The sequence below is a fragment of the Mesorhizobium sp. WSM4821 genome, assembly GCF_055901555.1.
The window spans coordinates 1,479,417-1,495,999 of record NZ_CM148371.1; the positions used below are offsets into that span (position 1 = coordinate 1,479,417).

The 16,583-nt window shown below is 64.8% G+C and carries 17 protein-coding genes and 1 pseudogene; 7 read left to right on the top strand and 11 right to left on the bottom strand.

Features of this window, described 5'->3' with window-relative positions; translation table 11 throughout:
* Nucleotides 1-12: 12 nt before the first annotated feature.
* The 6 genes from AC0NID_RS06990 to tsaD form a co-directional block, all read right to left on the bottom strand.
* The gene (locus AC0NID_RS06990; RefSeq protein ID WP_473452129.1) at nt 13-429 is read right to left on the bottom strand and encodes a DUF1761 domain-containing protein; all 417 of its coding nucleotides are present in this window, start codon (nt 427-429) and stop codon (nt 13-15) included.
* 114 nt (nt 430-543) lie between these two features.
* The gene (locus AC0NID_RS06995) at nt 544-1,143 is read right to left on the bottom strand and encodes a class I SAM-dependent methyltransferase (protein WP_473452643.1); all 600 of its coding nucleotides are present in this window, start codon (nt 1,141-1,143) and stop codon (nt 544-546) included.
* Nucleotides 1,144-1,196: 53 nt separating this feature from the next.
* Nucleotides 1,197-1,622, bottom strand: coding sequence for an EVE domain-containing protein (locus AC0NID_RS07000; RefSeq protein ID WP_127288235.1), 426 nt, complete (start codon nt 1,620-1,622; stop codon nt 1,197-1,199).
* 27 nt (nt 1,623-1,649) lie between these two features.
* Complete coding sequence (locus AC0NID_RS07005) at nt 1,650-1,946, bottom strand: YciI-like protein (RefSeq protein ID WP_473452131.1); 297 nt, start codon at nt 1,944-1,946, stop codon at nt 1,650-1,652.
* Between the two features lie 25 nt (nt 1,947-1,971).
* Nucleotides 1,972-2,985, bottom strand: a complete 1,014-nt coding sequence (locus AC0NID_RS07010) for an NAD(P)H-dependent glycerol-3-phosphate dehydrogenase (protein WP_473452133.1) — start codon at nt 2,983-2,985, stop codon at nt 1,972-1,974.
* Nucleotides 2,982-4,067, bottom strand: a complete 1,086-nt coding sequence (tsaD, locus tag AC0NID_RS07015) for a tRNA (adenosine(37)-N6)-threonylcarbamoyltransferase complex transferase subunit TsaD (RefSeq protein ID WP_473452645.1) — start codon at nt 4,065-4,067, stop codon at nt 2,982-2,984. Before tsaD ends, AC0NID_RS07010 begins: the two co-directional genes overlap by 4 nt.
* 104 nt (nt 4,068-4,171) lie before the next feature.
* Here tsaD and hemC point away from each other — a divergent pair, with 104 nt between their 5' ends.
* From hemC to AC0NID_RS07045, 6 genes are all read left to right on the top strand, one after another.
* Complete coding sequence (gene hemC / locus AC0NID_RS07020) at nt 4,172-5,098, top strand: hydroxymethylbilane synthase (RefSeq protein ID WP_473452136.1); 927 nt, start codon at nt 4,172-4,174, stop codon at nt 5,096-5,098.
* 1 nt (nt 5,099) lies between these two features.
* Complete coding sequence (locus tag AC0NID_RS07025; RefSeq protein ID WP_473452138.1) at nt 5,100-5,816, top strand: uroporphyrinogen-III synthase; 717 nt, start codon at nt 5,100-5,102, stop codon at nt 5,814-5,816.
* 294 nt (nt 5,817-6,110) lie between these two features.
* Nucleotides 6,111-7,637 carry a COG4223 family protein gene (locus AC0NID_RS07030; RefSeq protein WP_473452140.1) on the top strand — a complete coding sequence of 509 codons (1,527 nt, stop codon included), beginning with the start codon at nt 6,111-6,113 and terminating at the stop codon, nt 7,635-7,637.
* Between the two features lie 13 nt (nt 7,638-7,650).
* On the top strand, nt 7,651-9,240 hold the full coding sequence (locus AC0NID_RS07035; RefSeq protein WP_473452142.1) for a heme biosynthesis HemY N-terminal domain-containing protein: 1,590 nt from the start codon (nt 7,651-7,653) through the stop codon (nt 9,238-9,240).
* Nucleotides 9,241-9,283: 43 nt separating this feature from the next.
* Nucleotides 9,284-9,763: a tellurite resistance TerB family protein gene (locus tag AC0NID_RS07040; protein WP_473452144.1), complete on the top strand. Its 480-nt coding sequence runs from the start codon at nt 9,284-9,286 to the stop codon at nt 9,761-9,763.
* Nucleotides 9,764-9,774: 11 nt separating this feature from the next.
* Entirely contained in the window at nt 9,775-10,488 is a 714-nt protein-coding gene (locus AC0NID_RS07045; protein ID WP_473452146.1) for a glutamine amidotransferase, read from the top strand.
* 59 nt (nt 10,489-10,547) lie between these two features.
* Here the strand turns inward: AC0NID_RS07045 and AC0NID_RS07050 are convergent, their stop codons facing one another.
* The 5 genes and pseudogenes from AC0NID_RS07050 to gnd all read right to left on the bottom strand — a co-directional run bounded on the left by AC0NID_RS07050 (nt 10,548) and on the right by gnd (nt 15,266).
* Nucleotides 10,548-11,786: an MFS transporter gene (locus AC0NID_RS07050; protein WP_473452148.1), complete on the bottom strand. Its 1,239-nt coding sequence runs from the start codon at nt 11,784-11,786 to the stop codon at nt 10,548-10,550.
* Nucleotides 11,787-12,132: 346 nt separating this feature from the next.
* Nucleotides 12,133-12,594, bottom strand: coding sequence for a Ros/MucR family transcriptional regulator (locus AC0NID_RS07055; protein WP_473452149.1), 462 nt, complete (start codon nt 12,592-12,594; stop codon nt 12,133-12,135).
* Between the two features lie 137 nt (nt 12,595-12,731).
* A pseudogene (locus tag AC0NID_RS07060) lies at nt 12,732-12,845 on the bottom strand (ROK family protein); the annotation flags it as partial.
* An 11-nt stretch (nt 12,846-12,856) separates the two neighbouring features.
* Nucleotides 12,857-14,233, bottom strand: a complete 1,377-nt coding sequence (gene zwf, locus AC0NID_RS07065; protein ID WP_473452151.1) for a glucose-6-phosphate dehydrogenase — start codon at nt 14,231-14,233, stop codon at nt 12,857-12,859.
* Nucleotides 14,234-14,249: 16 nt separating this feature from the next.
* Nucleotides 14,250-15,266 carry a phosphogluconate dehydrogenase (NAD(+)-dependent, decarboxylating) gene (gene gnd / locus AC0NID_RS07070; RefSeq protein ID WP_473452153.1) on the bottom strand — a complete coding sequence of 339 codons (1,017 nt, stop codon included), beginning with the start codon at nt 15,264-15,266 and terminating at the stop codon, nt 14,250-14,252.
* Nucleotides 15,267-15,526: 260 nt separating this feature from the next.
* On the opposite strand from gnd, the gene AC0NID_RS07075 reads away from it, so the two are divergent.
* A complete protein-coding gene (locus tag AC0NID_RS07075; RefSeq protein WP_473452647.1) occupies nt 15,527-16,540 on the top strand; it encodes a substrate-binding domain-containing protein in 1,014 nt (337 codons plus the stop codon).
* The last annotated feature ends 43 nt before the right edge of the window (nt 16,541-16,583 follow it).

Sequence of the window (16,583 nt, forward strand, 5' to 3'; positions counted from 1 at the left end):
TGTGTCGGAAACTTAAGCCGCCACCGCTCCGAACCAGCCGATCACAGCGCCGATGAGGAGCAGCACGCCAAGCCAGTGGCCGCCGTCTATGACGGTCAGGTCCCAACCGAAACCTTCGTAGCGATGATTGACGGAAAGCGTGGTGGCGACGAATCCGAGCCAGAGTACGAAGCCGAGGACAAGCCCGGCAAGGAGGCTCGGTTCGCCACCGGTCATCGCGCCGATGACCAGCGACATGACGAGCGCCATGACGAGTTCCGCGATGAAGCTGATGACAAAGGGAAGCGGCGATTTATTCATGGTCGCGGGATCAAGCTTGACGGCCTTGAGCCACGGCTTGCTCAAGGTCATGTACCAGGCGGCGCCGAACAACCACGCCACCACGGCGGCGACGATAACCGCCAGCCAGTTCACTGCTGAAAAATCCATGATTTCCCTCCCTCCCCGGAAGCATGTCGCCCAAAAAGTGCCAAGCGATTTTGGGACTACGACATGCGTGTTCTCAAAATCGAACCGTGATGGAACGCCGGTTCGGCGGTGCCGTCAAGCAAAGCGCCAGACGGTGGTGCGCTTGACCTCGGCGTCCTCCAATGCCCGCGTCACCGCCACCTCGTAGACGGCAAGCGGTTCCAGCCCGGTCTTCGGCAGATAGGCGCGGCCGGGATCGCCGACGAGGATCTCGGCGCCGCGCGCTCTCAACATCGCGAACCACGGGATCAGACGATCGGCGAAAGGCTTGTCGTAAAAGACGTCGCCGGCCAGGATCACATCCCAGCCGGCATCGGTGCCGATGCTGTCGGTGTCCAGCAATTCTATCCCGACGCCATTGGCCTCTGCATTGAGGCGGATTGCTGTCGCGCAGAACGGGTCGATGTCGGCGGCAATCACCTTAGTCGCGCCTGCCTTCACTGCTGCGATGGCGACAAGGCCGGACCCGGAGGCGAAGTCGAGCACGCGCTTGCCGCGCACGTCGGACGGGTTGTCGAGGATATAGCGGGCAAGACCCTGACCGCCGGCCCAGGCGAACGCCCAGAAGGGCGGCGGCAGGCCGATTTCGGTCAGCTCGTCCTCGGTCCGCTGCCACAATTCATGCGCCTCGTCGGCGAGATGCAGCAGGATCTCCGGCACATGCGGCGGCGCCATCAGCGCCGTGTTGTCGAGGATGAAGTTTTTCGCGCTGTTTGGCGTCAGCGTCGTCACGGAGCTGGCGTCAGGCCGCCCATGCGGCAGACCTCTTTCCATTCGGCCGGCGTCACCGGCTGCACGGAAAGCCGTCCGAGCCGCACCAGCGCCATCTCGGCAAGCTTGGGATTGGCCTTGACCTGTTCCAGCGTCACCGGCTTCGGCACATCCTTGACGGCGCGGATATCGACGCATTCCCAGCGTGGATCGTCAGTGGTGGTGTCCTGATGGGCCAGCGCGCAGACCTCGGCGATGCCGACCACGTCGAGCCCGTCATTGGAATGGTAGAAGAAGCCGAGATCGCCGATCTGCATCGCCTTCATGTTGTTGCGCGCCGCATAGTTGCGCACGCCGTCCCACTGCGTGCCGGCCTTCCCCTTCGCCTTCAGCGCCTCGAAGGAGAAGACCGAGGGTTCCGATTTGAACAGCCAGTAGTTCATTGTTTTGCTCCTTCTGGCGACTGGAAATCAGGTAGCCGCCGGCTTGTTGAAGGTCCAGTTCCATTGCCGGATTTCGACGCTTTCGAACAGCCCGGCCTTGGCGTAGGGGTCCGCCGCTGACAGGGCTTCTGCCGCGGCCGGATCGGGCGCCTCGACCACGACGAGGCTGCCGTTCGGCTTGCCGTCGGCGTCGAGGAACGGGCCGGCGAAGGCCAGCTTCTGCTCGCCGTTCAGTCCTTCCAGGAAGGCAATATGCTCGGGCCGCGTGTCGAGCCGCACCTGCAGGCTTCCAGGCTTGTCCTTGCAAATCAGTGCAAACAGCATCTTTCCATCTCCGGGTTGGTCGAAATTACACGTCGGCTTCGGTCTTCAGCGGCCTTGTCATCAATGCCGACACAGCCTGGCGGATGGTGATCGTGCCGTCCAGTATGGCGGCGACGGCGGTGATGATTGGCGCGTCGATCCGGCGTTCGGTGACAATGCGGGCGGCGATCGCCGCCGTCGGCACGCCTTCGGCCAGCGGCAGGCCGGCAAGCGGCTTGCCTTGGCCCAGCGCCAGCCCGTAGGCGAAATTGCGCGACTGGGCGGATGAGCAGGTGAGCAGCAGGTCGCCGAGGCCGGAAAGCCCCATCAGTGTGTCCGGCTTTGCGCCAAATGCAGCGCCGACGCGGCGCAATTCGACGAAGCCGCGCGTCACCATCGCGGCCTGGGCACTGGCGCCGAGCCCAGCGCCGGTGATGGCGCCGCCGGCGATGGCGAAGACGTTCTTCAGCGCGCCGCCGATCTCGACGCCGATCAGGTCATCGCTCGAATAGCAGCGCAGATTCTCGGCCGAAAAGCGGGCGGCAAGGTCCGCCGCCAGGCCTTCGCCGCGGGCGGCGACCACCACGGCCGTCGGCAGGCCCCTTGCGACGTCCGTTGCGAAACTCGGGCCGGACAGGGCGGCGACCGGATTTTTGGGCAGGATCTCCCTGGCGATCGCCGACAGCAAAGCCCCGGTGTCGCGCTCGATGCCCTTGGCGCAGAGAACCAGCGGGACGCCCTTCGGCATATGGGTTTTTGCCGCCGTCAGCATGGCGCGAAGCGACTGTGCCGGAACCACCGCCAGCACGCAGTCGGCATCGGCAAGAGCCACTTTGATATCGCTTGTCGCCTCGATGCCAGGCTCGAGCGCGATGCCGGGCAGATAACGCGGATTTTCGCCGCGACCGATCGCCTCAACAGTCTCCCGATCGCGCGCGAACAGCCGGACCGAATGGCCAGCGCGCAGCATGGCCAGCGCCAGCGCCGTGCCCCAGGCGCCGCCGCCAAGAACCGCGACGCGCCAGCCGCTCGTGGCCTTGATTGCTGCGCCGCCGGTCATGCCTTGGCCCCACGCCGACCCGAGCCGACCACCGGGGCGGAGATGCTGTCCAGCGGCCAGCGCGAGCGCGGCACGAAATCGGCGGCATTTTCATCCGCGATGCCGGCGCGCAGTCGTTCGATGCCTGCCCACGCGATCATCGCCGCATTGTCGGTGCAGAGTTTGAGCGGCGGCGCGACGAAGGCAAAGCCGGCCTTCTCGCACAGGGCTTCCAGTGTCGTCTTGATCGTGCGGTTGGCGGCGACACCGCCCGCGACGACCAAGGCCGGATTTTGCGTGTCGGGAAACGTTTCGCGAAAACGCACCAGCGCTCTCGAAACGCGGTCACCCAGAGCATCCGCCACTGCCGCCTGGAACGAGGCGCAGATGTCGGCGACGTCCTGGTCGCTCAACGGGGCGATGGCCGTCGCTGCCTGGCGCACGGCGGTCTTCAGCCCTGAAAACGAGAAATCGGGTTGCGCCGAGCCTTTCATCGGGCGCGGGAAGGCAAAGCGCGCGGCATCGCCGTCTGCTGCCGTCTTCTCGACATTCGGCCCACCGGGATAGGGCAGGCCGAGCATCTTGGCCGTCTTGTCGAAGGCTTCGCCGAGCGCATCGTCGATCGTCGTCGCCCAGCGCTGGTAGTCGCCGACGCCGCGCACCGCGACGATCTGCGTGTGGCCGCCGGAAACCAGCAGCAAGAGGTAGGGAAAGTCGAGCCCATCGGTCAGCCGCGCGGTCAGCGCATGGCCTTCGAGATGGTTGATGGCGATCAGCGGCTTGTTCGCAGCCGCGGCAATGGCTTTCGCCGTCATCAGCCCGACGATCAGCCCACCGACCAGGCCGGGCCCGGCGGTCGCGGCAATCGCGTCGATGTCGGCGAGATCGACGCCCGAATCGACGAGCGCGGCCTCGATGATGCCGTCCAGCGCCTCGACATGGGCGCGCGCCGCGATCTCCGGCACGACGCCGCCGAAGGCGGCATGCTCCTCGATCTGGCTGAGCACGATATCGGACAGGATCCTGGGTGTTGAATCACCGTCCAGCGCCACCACGCTGGCGGCCGTCTCGTCGCAACTCGTCTCAATGCCCAGAACGCGGATCAATTCGGCGCTGCCTCTAGAGATTGTATGTCAGGCCTTTCCCCGCTAGGAGAAAGCCCGGAAAACGGCCTCAATCTGCCGGGGGTTATCACGGACTGCGCGCCATGCAAACAACCTTGAAAATCGGAACACGCGGCAGCCCGCTGGCACTGGCGCAGGCGCATGAAACGCAGGCGCGGCTGATGGCCGCGCACGGCATGCCGGTTGACGCATTCGAAGTGGTCGTCATCTCGACCAGCGGCGACCGCATCCAGGACCGGCCGCTGTCGGAAGCCGGCGGCAAGGGGCTGTTCACCAAGGAGATCGAGGAAGCGCTGCTGGCGCGCCGTATCGACATCGCCGTGCATTCGTCGAAAGACATGCCGACGGTGTTGCCCGACGGGCTGGAACTGTCCGCCTTCCTGCCGCGCGAGGACGCGCGCGACGCTTTCGTCGGCAAGGCGGCGAAAGCAATCGCCGAACTGCCGCAGGGCGCGAAGGTCGGCTCGTCGTCGCTCAGGCGCCAGGCGCTGATCCGGCGCATGCGGCCGGACCTCGATGTGGTGATGTTCCGCGGCAATGTGCAGACGCGGCTGCGCAAGCTGGCCGAGGGCGTCGCCGACTGCACCATCCTCGCTTATGCCGGGCTGAAGCGGCTCGGGCTCGAAGATATCATCACCGACCTGATGCCGCTGGACATCTTTCCGCCGGCGCCGGGGCAAGGCGCGATCTGCATCGAAAGCCGCATCGGCGATCGCGACGTGGGAAGTATGCTGACGGCGATCCACGACGTGCCGACCGGGCAGGCGCTGGCCTGCGAACGCGCCTTCCTGGCGGCGCTCGACGGGTCGTGCCGCACGCCGATCGCTGGGCATGCGACGATATCGGGCGGAACGGTCTTCTTCGCCGGGCTGATCATCTCGCCGGACGGCACGCAATCCCATGAGGTCAAGGCGCAAGGCCCGGCACAGGAGGCCGCCTGCATCGGCGAGGATGCCGCCAGGACCGTGCGAGCCAAGGCCGGCGAAAAATTCTTCGACGGCTGGGCCTGACATGGTTCGCATCCTGGTGACGAGGCCGGAACCGGGCGCCTCGCGCACGGCACAGCGGCTGGAGGACCAAGGTTTTCGGCCGGTCCTGTTGCCGTTGACCGAAACGGTGGCCCTGCCGGTCGATGCCGATGCAGCCGCCGACAATGCCGTGGCCGTCGCGGTCACCAGCGCCAATGCCGTGCGCCATGCGCCGAAGGAGATCATCGCGGCGCTCGCCGCCTTGCCCTGCCATGCCGTCGGCAAAAGGACGGCGGAAGCAGCCCGCGCGGCGGGATTCCTGTCCGTCAGCGAGGGCCCGGGCGATGCCGAGGCGCTAGCGGATGCGCTTGCCGGCAGCTTCGCGGCTGGTACGGTCGTCTATCTATGCGGACGCGTGCGGTTTCCGGCGTTCGAGGAGCGGCTGAAGGCCGCTTGTCTCCACGTCCGCGCCATCGAGACCTACGATACCGTTGCGCCTGGCTATTCGGACGCCGCAATCCTCGCGCGCCTGTCCGGCCAGCCGGTTGAAGCGGTGCTGCTCTATTCGGTCAAGGCGGCGGCAACGATGCAGGCGTTGACCGGGCGGCCGGCGCTGCATGCGCTTTTTGAAAACACATGTTTCTTCGCCCTGTCCGGACGTATCGCCGCAGCCCTGGGCGACGCCCTCGGCAAAAAGATCCACATTGCGCCGGAACCCAGCGAAGACGCGCTGCTGGAACTTTTGCGGGCATGGCGCTGACCAGCATCCGCCGCTGCTCTATCCGGGCAGAAGGTGCCGGCAGGGCTATGAGGGGCTGGGCGATTGCCCTGAGGTATAGCGTATTTGTTCTTGCTTTGTGCCGGCAATTATGTTAGTAATTTCTGTGTGGTGCTGATTGCGCCAACGACCCGCCCGTCGAGGCGGGTTTTTTATTTTCCGGTGTCGACGCTATCCTTCGATAGTCCCCGTGTCATCACGCCGCCCCTTTTCACCGCTTGGTGATGTGCTAGACCCTTTCTGAACCATCCCGAAGCAAATTTGCGGAGCCAAAGCATGGTCAAGACGCCGAAGATGCGGCATTCGAAAAGCCGTCGCGAGCCGGTGACCATCGAGCTCGAACCCGGCGCCGTCTCGCGCGTTGCCGACGAGGATGCCGCCAAGGCATCGACAGAGAAGGCACAGACCGGAGAGACGCGGACTGACGAGGCGAAGGCTGAGGAAGCAGCGAACGCATCGCTGCCGGAGCCTCCGGAAGAGCCTGTGCATGCCGACCAGACCGATCTCGAGCCATGGGAACATGCCGATGCGGCGCCGCAGGCCGGCTCGGAACAGCCGGCAGAGGCCGGTACCAAGCGTCCAGAAGAATCAGAATCCACTTATCCGACAGGCTCGGAGGCATCGGCGAACCGGGGCATCGATTACAGCTTCGACGACGCATCGGCTAAAGCCAGTTGGACGGAGGCCCGTGGGACGGGGGCCAGCGGGACCGAAGAAGCGCCGAAAGCAACCCAGGCGAGGAACGAAGCCATGGCAGCGCAGCCAAGGCGTGGCGGCATCCACGGCATCGCTGCCGGCATCGTTGGCGGCGTCATTGCGCTCGCCGCCGCGGGAGGGCTGCAGTTCGCCGGCCTGCTCGGCGCGCCAGGGTCCAGTGCGGGCGGTGTGTCGCTCGACGGCGTCAGTGGTGAAATCGCCGCGCTGAAGACCGAGATCGCCGGGCTCAAGGACGCGGCCGGAGACGGCGATTCGTCGGCCAGGGTCGATGGGCTGTCGTCGGCGCTGGATCAGGTCAAGACGGATGTCGCGGCGCTGAAATCGGCGGCGGAGCAGGCCGGCGACACCGCCGGGCTTGCGGCACTTGGCGACAAGGTCAGGCAGATCGAGACGGCGGTTGCGGCCCTCGACAAGGCCGGCAATGCAGCGCCGGCCGACCTCGGCCCGCTCAACGAGAAGCTGGCCGAGCTCGACGCGGCGGTGAAATCCGCCGGCGAGGCGACGAAGGCGCAGGAAAGCCGGCTTGCGGCGCTGGAACAGTCGGTGTCGCAGCTTTCCGGCAAGGTCGAGGCACAGGCGGGGCAGCCGAAGATCGCGCTCGCCATCGCCGCGTCGGCGCTGAAGGCGGCACTCGACCGCGGTGCGCCATTCGCGGCCGAACTCGAAACCTTCGCGGCGATTTCGCCGGACGCGCCGGAGATCGCGATCTTGCGTCCCCACGCCGAAAAGGGTGTTGCGACACGCGCGGACATCGCCGCCGAGATGGCTGCCGCGGCCAATGCCATGGTCGCCGCCTCCGAGCCCGTCGACGAGAATGCCGGCTTCCTGCAGAACCTTTTGTCGAGCGCCGAATCGCTGGTCAAAGTCAGGCCGATCGGTGCCGTCGAAGGCGCCGGCGCGCCGGAAACCGTCGCGCGCATGGAAGTGGCGGTCAACCAGGGCGACTACGCCAAGGCGCTCAGCGAATACGATACGCTGCCCGAGGCTGTGAAGGCTGCTGGAGCCGACTTTGCCGGCAAATTGAAGGCACGGATCGAGGTCGAGAAGCAGGTCGACGCACTGATATCAGGCGCGATGAAGGCGTGATGAGGAAAACCCGATGATTCGCATTCTCCTCTTCCTCGCCGTCGTATTCACGCTCGGGCTGGGTTTCGCCTGGCTGGCCGACCGGCCGGGCGAGATGGTCGTCACCTTCAGCGGCTATCAATACCAGGTCAGCCTAATGGTGGCGGCGGTGGCGGTCGTCGCCGTCGTAGCCGCGGTGATGATCGTCTGGTGGCTGATCAAGTCGCTGTGGAACAGCCCCTACACCATCTCGCGCTATTTCCGCGTGCGCCGTCGCGATCGTGGCTATCAGGCGCTGTCGACCGGCATGATCGCCGCCGGCGCCGGTGACGGGGCGCTTGCCCGCAAGAAGACCAAGGAAGCGGCAAAGCTAATCCGCTCCGACCAGGAGCCGCTGATCCAGCTGCTCGAGGCGCAGGCCTCGCTGCTCGAAGGCGATCATGAGGGTGCGCGCGAGAAGTTCGAGGCCATGCTCGACGATTCGGAAATGCGGCTGCTCGGCCTGCGTGGGCTCTATCTCGAGGCCGAGCGCCTCGGCGACCGCAACGCGGCGCGGCACTATGCCGGGCGCGCCGCGGCTATGGCGCCGCAACTGGCCTGGGCCGCCGAATCGACGCTGGAAGATCTGACCGGGCGCGGCGACTGGGACGGGGCGCTGAAACTGGTCGAGGCGCAGAAATCGACGCGGCAGATCGAGCGCGACGCCGCCAACCGGCGCCGCGCCGTGCTGCTCACCGCCAAGGCGCAGGCGCTGGTCGACAGCGATCCCAATGCCGCCAAGACCGCCGCCATCGAGGCCAACCGGCTGCGGCCGGATTTCGCGCCGGCGGCGGTCGCCGCCGCAAAAATGCTGTTTCGGGAGAACGATGTCCGCAAGGGCTCGAAGATCCTGGAAGCGGCGTGGAAGGCCGAGCCGCACCCGGAGATCGCCGAGCTTTACACCCACGCCCGACCTGCGGACGCCGTGCTCGACCGGCTGAACCGGGCCAGGAAACTGCAGGAGATGAAGAAAAACCACGCCGAATCCTCACTGGCGGTGGCGCGCGCCGCGCTTGATGCGCAGGATTTTTCAACCGCCCGCCGGGAAGCCGAGGCAGCCGTTCGCATGGACCGCCGCGAGGGCGCCTATCTGCTGCTGGCCGATATCGAGGAGGCCGAGACCGGCGATCAGGGCACGGTGCGACAACTTTTATCCAAGGCAGTGCGTGCACCGCGCGATCCGGCCTGGGTTGCCGACGGCGTCGTCTCGGAACGCTGGGCGCCGGCGTCGCCGATCACCGGCAAGCTCGACGCCTTCGAATGGCGGGCGCCGATGGAGCGGCTCGGCCAGCTCATCGACAGTGACGAGGATGCGCCGGACGCCGCAGTGGCGACCATTGCGGCGCCGACCAAGCCGGCACAGGAAAATGTGATCGAGCTGAACCCCACCGTTTCGGGCGAAACCGCGGCTGCGGAAGGTGGCGAAGATCATGTCACGCCGGTCACCGCCTCGGCCTTTGCCGCGGTGCCGCCGGATGCCGAAGCTGTCGAACCGGCGGAGGAACTGGCCCGGCTGCCCGACGACCCCGGCGTCGACCCGGACGACGAGAACGAAAAATCACCACGCAGGTTTCGCTTGTTCTGATTTGGCTGAGCTTGGTAGTTTTGGCCCCATGGGAAGTAATCGCATGTTCGAACGCGTTCTGTCGTTTCTAAAGGAGCTGCCGGCAGGTGGCGGCGCCCGCAACGACGCCGATGATCCGCGCGTCGCAGCATCCGCCCTTCTCTACCATGTGATGAGCGCCGACGGCGTGCGTCAGGATGCCGAATGGGAGCGGTTCAAGGTGGTGCTGGCGGAAAGCTATTCGATCAGCGGCGACGAGCTCGACGCGCTGGCCGCCGCTGGCGAGCGGGCTGACAATGAGGCTGTCGACCTCTATGCCTTCACCAGCGTGTTGAAGCGCCAGCTCGACGCGGACGCGCGAAAAGCCTTCATCGGCCTGATGTGGGAGATCGTCTATGCCGATGGCGAGTTGCACGAACTCGAGGATAATATCGTCTGGCGAGTCGCCGAACTGATCGGCGTCGAACGCCGCGACCGGGTAGAGGCGCGCCGCAAGGCGGCGGCCGAGGCGCCGGGCGCCACCGGAACGTCGAGCGACGAATAGACAGGATCCCCATGCCATCCACGCCGAGGCCGAGGCCAAAAATCCTGATCGTGCTGCATCAGGAAAGTTCGAGCCCCGGGCGCGTTGGCCACATGCTCATCGAAGAAGGCTTCGACCTCGATCTCCGCTGCCCGCCGCTAGGCGACGCCTTGCCGGAAACACTGGACGGTCATGCCGGAACCGTGGTGTTCGGCGGTCCGATGAGCGCCAATGACGAGGACGACTTCGTCCGCCGCGAGACCGACTGGCTGAAGGTTCCGCTGAGGGAGAACCGGCCGTTGCTCGGCATCTGCCTCGGCGCGCAGATGCTGGTCAATCATCTTGGCGGCAAGGTCGAGGGTCACGGCGAGGGGCTGGTCGAGATCGGCTGGTATCCGTTGAAGGCGACCGAGGATGGCCGGAAGCTGATGCACTGGCCTGAGATGGTCTACCAGTTTCACCGCGAGGGCTTTTCGCTGCCGAGGGACGCGACGCTGCTGGCGACGGCCGAGACCTATCCCAACCAGGCCTTTCGTTATGGCGACAATGCCTGGGGCATTCAGTTCCATGGCGAATTGACCCGGGTGATGATGCAGCGCTGGGTCGTTCGCGGCGCGCATCGCTTCGAGTTGCCCGGCGCGCAGCCAGGCCGCGATCACCTCGGCGGCCGGCTGATCTGGGACATGCACCTCAAGCGCTGGCTCGGCGAATTCCTGCAGACGATCTTCGGCAAACCGGCGGTGTGAAACACTTTGCATGAGCATGATCTTTTCCGAAAACAGGTTCCCACTTTCGGGATCATGCTCTAGTTTCGCCCATCGAGGTGGCGCACCTTGCGCAGCTGCGGAAACAGCACCGCCCATAGCCCGGCGACAACGACTGCGCCGACGCCGCCAATCACCACGGCGGGAACGGTGCCGATCAACGCCGCCATGGTGCCCGCGCGGAATTCGCCCAGCTCGTTGGAAGCGCCGACGAAGACCTGGTTGACGGCGTTGACGCGGCCGCGCACCTGATCCGGCGTCCATAGCTGGATCAGCGTCTCACGGATGTAAACGCTGAACATGTCGGTGGCGCCGAGCAAGGCGAGTGCCGCGATCGACAGCCAGGTGATGGTCGAGAGGCCGAACAGCACGGTGAAGGCGCCGAACAGCGCGACGAAGCCGACCATGACCACGCCGGCATGGTTGCGGATCGGATGTCCGGCCAGCCAGATGGCAACGCAGATGGCGCCGATGCCCGGCGCCGAGCGCAACAGTCCGAGACCCCATGGGCCGAGTTCGAGGATGTCGCGCGCGTAGACCGGCAGCAGTGCCGTGGCGCCGGACAAAAGCACGGCGAACAGATCGAGCGAAATGGCGCCGAGTACGATCTTCTCGCCCCAGATATAGCCGAAGCCGGCAAACAGGGTCTGCATGGTCGGCTTGTCGGTCTCGTTGCGCTGGGCAGGCTTGGGGATGGTAAAGACCAGCACTGCGGCGACAAACATCAAAACGGCGGCGGTGCCGTATGCCGTTTCCGCCGAAGGCCCGTAGAGCAGGCCGCCGGCGGCCGGCCCGATGATGGTAGCCGTCTGCCAGGCCGACGAATTCCAGGCGATCGCGTTGCCGAAATCCTCTGGTGGCACGAGGTTGGCGAACAGCGATGCCGCGGCCGGCCCGAAGAAGGCGCGCGCGATGCCGAACATGGCGAGCACGAGGAAGATCAACCCCGGCCCGCCAAGGCCACGCAGCGTCAGCAGCAAAAGGGCCAGCGCGCAGATCGCCTCCAACAGCACCGATAGCGCCATGATCAGCCGGCGTCCGAAACGGTCGGCGACCACCCCGGTGACCAGCACCAGCAACAGCGATGGCAGGAACTGGACAATGCCGACAAGGCCAAGGTCGAACGGATCGCGGGTCAGGTCGTACACCTGCCAGCCGACGGCGACGGATACGATCTGGGTGGCGAATGTGGAGAGGAAGCGCGCCGCCCAATAGCTCAGGAAGGGTTTATGCCGGAAGGCGGCATAGCGCTGGTCGGGCAATGTTCGTTCCGCTGTCATGTGTGAATGGCCCCGGCGGCATCGTGTATCGGCCGGCGGGGCTCTACCACGGTGGGCGCTGGTCCGACCACAGCGCTTTTAGCCCAGTTCTGTGCAAGGCGCGCGCAAAAATCGGCTTTGGATCAAGAATTCCCAGGTTGCCATGCTAATTGCAGGCGGCACCACGCATATGGGGGGCCTCATCCGACCGCTTCGCGGCCCTCTTCTCCTCAGGGGAGAAGAGGCTAGCATCAAATACTGATTACCTCCTCTCCCCTCGGTGAGGGGGCACTTGGCATACGCGATAGCCCTGGGGTGCTGTCCGCCAATCTTCGAGGCTTGCGTTTGCCGGGCTTCGAACGACGTGTCAGACCTTGGCTTTGGGCTTCCTCGCCTTCTTGGCGGGCGCCGGCGGGGCGGCCTTGCGGCCAAGGCCAATTGCCTTCGCCAGTTGCGAGCGCGAGGCCGCATAGTTGGGAGCAACCATCGGATAGTCGGCCGGCAAACCCCATTTGGCGCGATAGGCGTCCGGCGTCAGCCCGAAATGAACGCCGATATGGCGCTTCAGGGACTTGAACTTCTTGCCGTCTTCGAGGCAGATGATGAAATCAGGCGTCACTGATTTCTTTGGGTTGACCGCGGGGACCAACGGCGCTGCCGGTGGGACGGCCGGTTGTCCGAGCCCGCTTATCGAAGCGCTGACGCTTGCGATGAGATCGCCGAGGCCGGAAACCGGCAGGCGGTTCTTCTCCACGTAGGCGGACACGATGTGAGCGGTCAGCTCAAGCAGATCGATGTCCTTGCGAGCGTTGTTGCTATCGTCAGTCAATCTATTTTCTCCATCCTGGGGGTAGCAGGATTCCTAGTCGGCAAACCTGCGTAACGCAATGACACCGCACATTATTTTGAACACAATACTAACGGCGGCACCCAGATCAACAGGTCTGACCCCAAACCATCAGAATATCAGACGATCAGTGATTTGTCGCGCCACAGTGGAAATCCGCCTTCTAAGGCACGGGTGTTGTCGCCGCGCCTGCAACCGGTAGGCGGTTCGTCGAGTTTGTCGACATTGCCGCCGGCTCTGGAGGTCATTTCGCCGGATTGATCCAGCCGTTCGGCGGCCCGAACCCGGCCATCGCGTCGGCAGGACCCCATGTGCGTGGCTGATAAAGCGGAGGCGGCGTGGTGTCGCCAAGCACCGGGCCGACAATCCGCCAGGCAAGCTCGCTGGCGTCCTGGCGGGTGAACAGCTGGCGGTTGCCGTTCATGGCATCGCCGATCAACCGCTCATAGGGCGGCATGTCGCCCTTGGAGTCGTCCAGGGCCGTCAGTTCGACCTGCTCGCCGATCATGTCGTCGCCGGGGGCCTTGCGCTGGGCGCCGATCGAGATCGCCACCTGCGGATTGATGCGGAAGCGCACATGGTTGGCGTCATCGGGCTTGATCGGATCGAAGACGTCGAGCGGTGGCCGCTTCAGCCGCACGATCACCTCGGTGGCATGCACGGGCAGGGATTTGCCGGCGCGGATGAAGAAGGGCACATCCTGCCATCGCCAGGTGTCGACGAAAAACCGCACCGCGGCGAAGGTCTCGACCGGCGAGTTCGGCGCTACGCCGGGCTCAGCGAGATAGCCGTCGAATTGGCCGCGCACGACATCGTCCTTGGTCAGCGTCCGGATCGCCCTCAGCACCTGCACCTTCTCGTCGATCAGGTCGTCGGCCGAGCGGCCGACAGGCGGTTCCATGGCGAGCAGCAAGAGGATGTTGAGCAGGTGGTTCTCGATGACGTCGCGAATGCAGCCGACCTCGTCGTAAAAGCGGCCGCGGCCCTCGACGCCGAAGTCCTCGGCCATGGTGATCTGCACGCTCTCGACGAAATTGCGGTTCCAGATCGGCTCGAGAAAGGAATTGGCGAAACGGAAATAGAGCAGGTTCTGGATCGCTTCCTTGCCAAGATAATGGTCGATGCGAAAGATCGACTGCTCGTCGAACACTAGGTGCAAGACCCGGTTCAACCAGCGCGCCGATTGCAGATCGTGACCGAAGGGCTTTTCCACCATCAGGCGCGCGCCCTGGGCCGCGCCCGACTGCTCCAGCCCCTGGATGACCGTCTCGAACATGGTCGGCGGAACCGCCAGATAGTGCAGCGGGTGCTGCGCGGTACCCAGCACGCTCTTCAGCTTCTCAAATGTCGCGGCACTGCGGTAATCGCCGCTGACATAGCGAAGCAGAGAGGCAAGTTTCGCGAAGATCTTTTCGTCGACCTTGCCGATGGTCTTGCCAATGCCGTCGCGGGCGCGTGCCTGCAATTGCTTCAGGTCCCAGGCGTCGAAAGCGACGCCGATCACCGGCTCGGTCAGGGTCCCCTTGGCGACCATGGTATAAAGCGCCGGGAAGATCTTCTTATGGGCGAGATCGCCGGTCGCCCCGAAAAGCACCAGCGTGTCGGACCGTTCCTGGCTCATAAGTGTCTCTCCCCAGTCACGAGCCGGCCTTCGGCTTTTCGACATGGCCGCCGAAAGCATAGCGCATGGCGGACAGGAGCTTGTCGGCGAATTCGGACTCGCCTTGCGAGGAGAACCGGTCGAACAGGGCCGAGGACAAAACCGGCGCCGGCACGCCGGTGTCGATCGCCGCCTTCAGCGTCCAGCGGCCTTCGCCGGAATCCGAAACCCGTCCGCCGAATTGGATCAGCGCCGAGTCGGTCTTCAACACGCCCGCCGTCAGGTCGAGCAGCCAGGAGCCGATGACGCTGCCATGCCGCCAGACTTCGGCTACTTGGGCGATATCGACGTCGAACTGGTAGTATTGCGGGTTTTCCAACGGGCTGGTTTCGGCATCCGCCATCCGCTGCTTCTTGCCCGCATTCGCCGACTTCAGGATGTTCATGCCCTCGGCATAGGCGGCCATGACGCCGTATTCGATGCCGTTGTGGACCATCTTGACGAAATGGCCAGCACCGCTCGGTCCGCAATGGAGGTAGCCGAAAGGAGCCGTTCCTGCATCCTTGCCCGGGGCAGGCGCGCCGGCATCGGCGCCCGGCGCCAGGGTCGCAAAGACCGGGTCGAGATGGCGGACCGCGCCGTCCGGGCCGCCGATCATCAGGCAATAGCCGCGCTCGAGGCCCCAGACACCGCCGCTGGTGCCGACATCGACATAGTTCAGGCCCCTGGAGGCGAGGCGCGCCGCCTGGTCGACGGCGTCGTGGTAGTAGGAATTGCCGCCGTCGACGATGATGTCGCCCGGCTCCATCAGCGCGGCCACTTGCTCGACGACCTTGCCGGTGATCGCCGCCGGCAGCATCAGCCAGGCGCTGCGCGGCTTGATCAGCTTGCCGACGAATTCCTCCATCGAAGCCGCGCCGATCGCGCCGCCGTTGACCAATGCAGCAACGCTAGCCGGGTTGATATCGTAGACGACGCATTCGTGGCCGTCGCGCAGCAGGCGCCGCACCATGTTGGCGCCCATCCGGCCCAGTCCCATCATTCCAATCTGCATGTTCTCGTCCTGGTTCTTGAGGGATCGAAGCGTCAGCCGACGCTCGGCGTCACTGCCACGTAATGTCGGTCTCGCGGTTCAGAGGTAGACCAGGAGCCGAACCCTTTTCAATCATTGCACCGCAAGTTGATCGTCAAACCGTCACTGATCGCTGTTGACAAGTGCGCCCATCTAAATTTGTCTGACAATATTGAAACGAAGGTCATCATAACAGCCATTAGCAGCCAACAATGACCAGCAATCCATGGGAGGATTATGACATGAAGAAGCTACTCGTCCTGAGCGCCCTTGCGACGATGCTCGCCTCAGGCACCGCGCTTGCCGACACCAGTGACAAGAAGATCGCCTTTTCCAACAATTATGCCGGCAATTCGTGGCGGCAGGCGATGCTCGACAGCTACGCCATCGTCACCAAGAAGGCGGTCGCCGACGGGGTGGTCGCGGCCGCGGATATCTTCACGACGGCTGACAAGGAAGTGCCGACCCAGGCGGCCCAGGTGCAGAACCTGATCCTGCAAGGCTATGACGCGATCGTCATCAACGCCGCTTCGCCGGACGCGCTTAACGGCGCCATCAAGCAGGCTTGCGACGCCGGCATCGTCGTCGTCTCCTTCGACGGCATCGTCACCGAACCCTGCGCCTATCGCGTGGTCGTCGACTTCAAGGACATGGGCAAGCAGGAAGTCGAGCAGATGGCCAAGTTCCAGCCCAAGGGCGGCAATCTGCTGGAAATCCGCGGCCTCGCCGGCACGTCGATAGATGACGCCATCCATGCCGGCATCCTGGAGGGTGTCGCCGCCCATCCCGAATTCAAGATCGTCGGTTCGGTGACCGGCGACTGGGATCAGACGACGGCGCAGAAGGCGGTCGCGACGATCCTGCCGTCGCTGCCGGAAATCGTCGGCGTCGTCGATCAGGGCGGCGACGGCTATGGCGCGGCACAGGCCTTCGCCGCCGCCGGCAAGCCGCGTCCGACCATCATCATGGGCAACCGCCAGGACGAATTGCAGTGGTGGAAGGAACAGAAGGACAAGGACGGCTACCAGACGTGGTCGGCGTCGATCGCGCCGGGCGTGTCGTCGCTGGCCTTCTGGGTGGCACAGCAGGTGCTCGATGGCCGCACCGACATCCCACATGATCTGCTGGTGCCATACCTCGCCTTCACCCAGGATGATTTCGAGGCCGCGCTGCCGAAAATCCCCAAAGGTGGCGTGGCCAGCCACGAATACACGCAGGAAGATGCCATCGCGGCCATCAAAGCCAACATCAAGTGAGCGTGACACAATCGTTGCTTCCGGCATTGCTCCCGGCAGCGCC

Coding starts and splice junctions, on each gene's coding strand:
- AC0NID_RS06990 (WP_473452129.1), bottom strand. CDS start 429: ATGGATTTTTCAGCAGTGAACTGGCTGGCGGTTATCGTCGCCGCCGTG.
- AC0NID_RS06995 (WP_473452643.1), bottom strand. CDS start 1,143: ATGGCGCCGCCGCATGTGCCGGAGATCCTGCTGCATCTCGCCGACGAG.
- AC0NID_RS07000 (WP_127288235.1), bottom strand. CDS start 1,622: ATGAACTACTGGCTGTTCAAATCGGAACCCTCGGTCTTCTCCTTCGAG.
- AC0NID_RS07005 (WP_473452131.1), bottom strand. CDS start 1,946: ATGCTGTTTGCACTGATTTGCAAGGACAAGCCTGGAAGCCTGCAGGTG.
- AC0NID_RS07010 (WP_473452133.1), bottom strand. CDS start 2,985: ATGACCGGCGGCGCAGCAATCAAGGCCACGAGCGGCTGGCGCGTCGCG.
- hemC (WP_473452136.1), top strand. CDS start 4,172: ATGCAAACAACCTTGAAAATCGGAACACGCGGCAGCCCGCTGGCACTG.
- AC0NID_RS07025 (WP_473452138.1), top strand. CDS start 5,100: ATGGTTCGCATCCTGGTGACGAGGCCGGAACCGGGCGCCTCGCGCACG.
- AC0NID_RS07030 (WP_473452140.1), top strand. CDS start 6,111: ATGGTCAAGACGCCGAAGATGCGGCATTCGAAAAGCCGTCGCGAGCCG.
- AC0NID_RS07035 (WP_473452142.1), top strand. CDS start 7,651: ATGATTCGCATTCTCCTCTTCCTCGCCGTCGTATTCACGCTCGGGCTG.
- AC0NID_RS07040 (WP_473452144.1), top strand. CDS start 9,284: ATGTTCGAACGCGTTCTGTCGTTTCTAAAGGAGCTGCCGGCAGGTGGC.
- AC0NID_RS07045 (WP_473452146.1), top strand. CDS start 9,775: ATGCCATCCACGCCGAGGCCGAGGCCAAAAATCCTGATCGTGCTGCAT.
- AC0NID_RS07050 (WP_473452148.1), bottom strand. CDS start 11,786: ATGACAGCGGAACGAACATTGCCCGACCAGCGCTATGCCGCCTTCCGG.
- zwf (WP_473452151.1), bottom strand. CDS start 14,233: ATGAGCCAGGAACGGTCCGACACGCTGGTGCTTTTCGGGGCGACCGGC.
- gnd (WP_473452153.1), bottom strand. CDS start 15,266: ATGCAGATTGGAATGATGGGACTGGGCCGGATGGGCGCCAACATGGTG.
- AC0NID_RS07075 (WP_473452647.1), top strand. CDS start 15,527: ATGAAGAAGCTACTCGTCCTGAGCGCCCTTGCGACGATGCTCGCCTCA.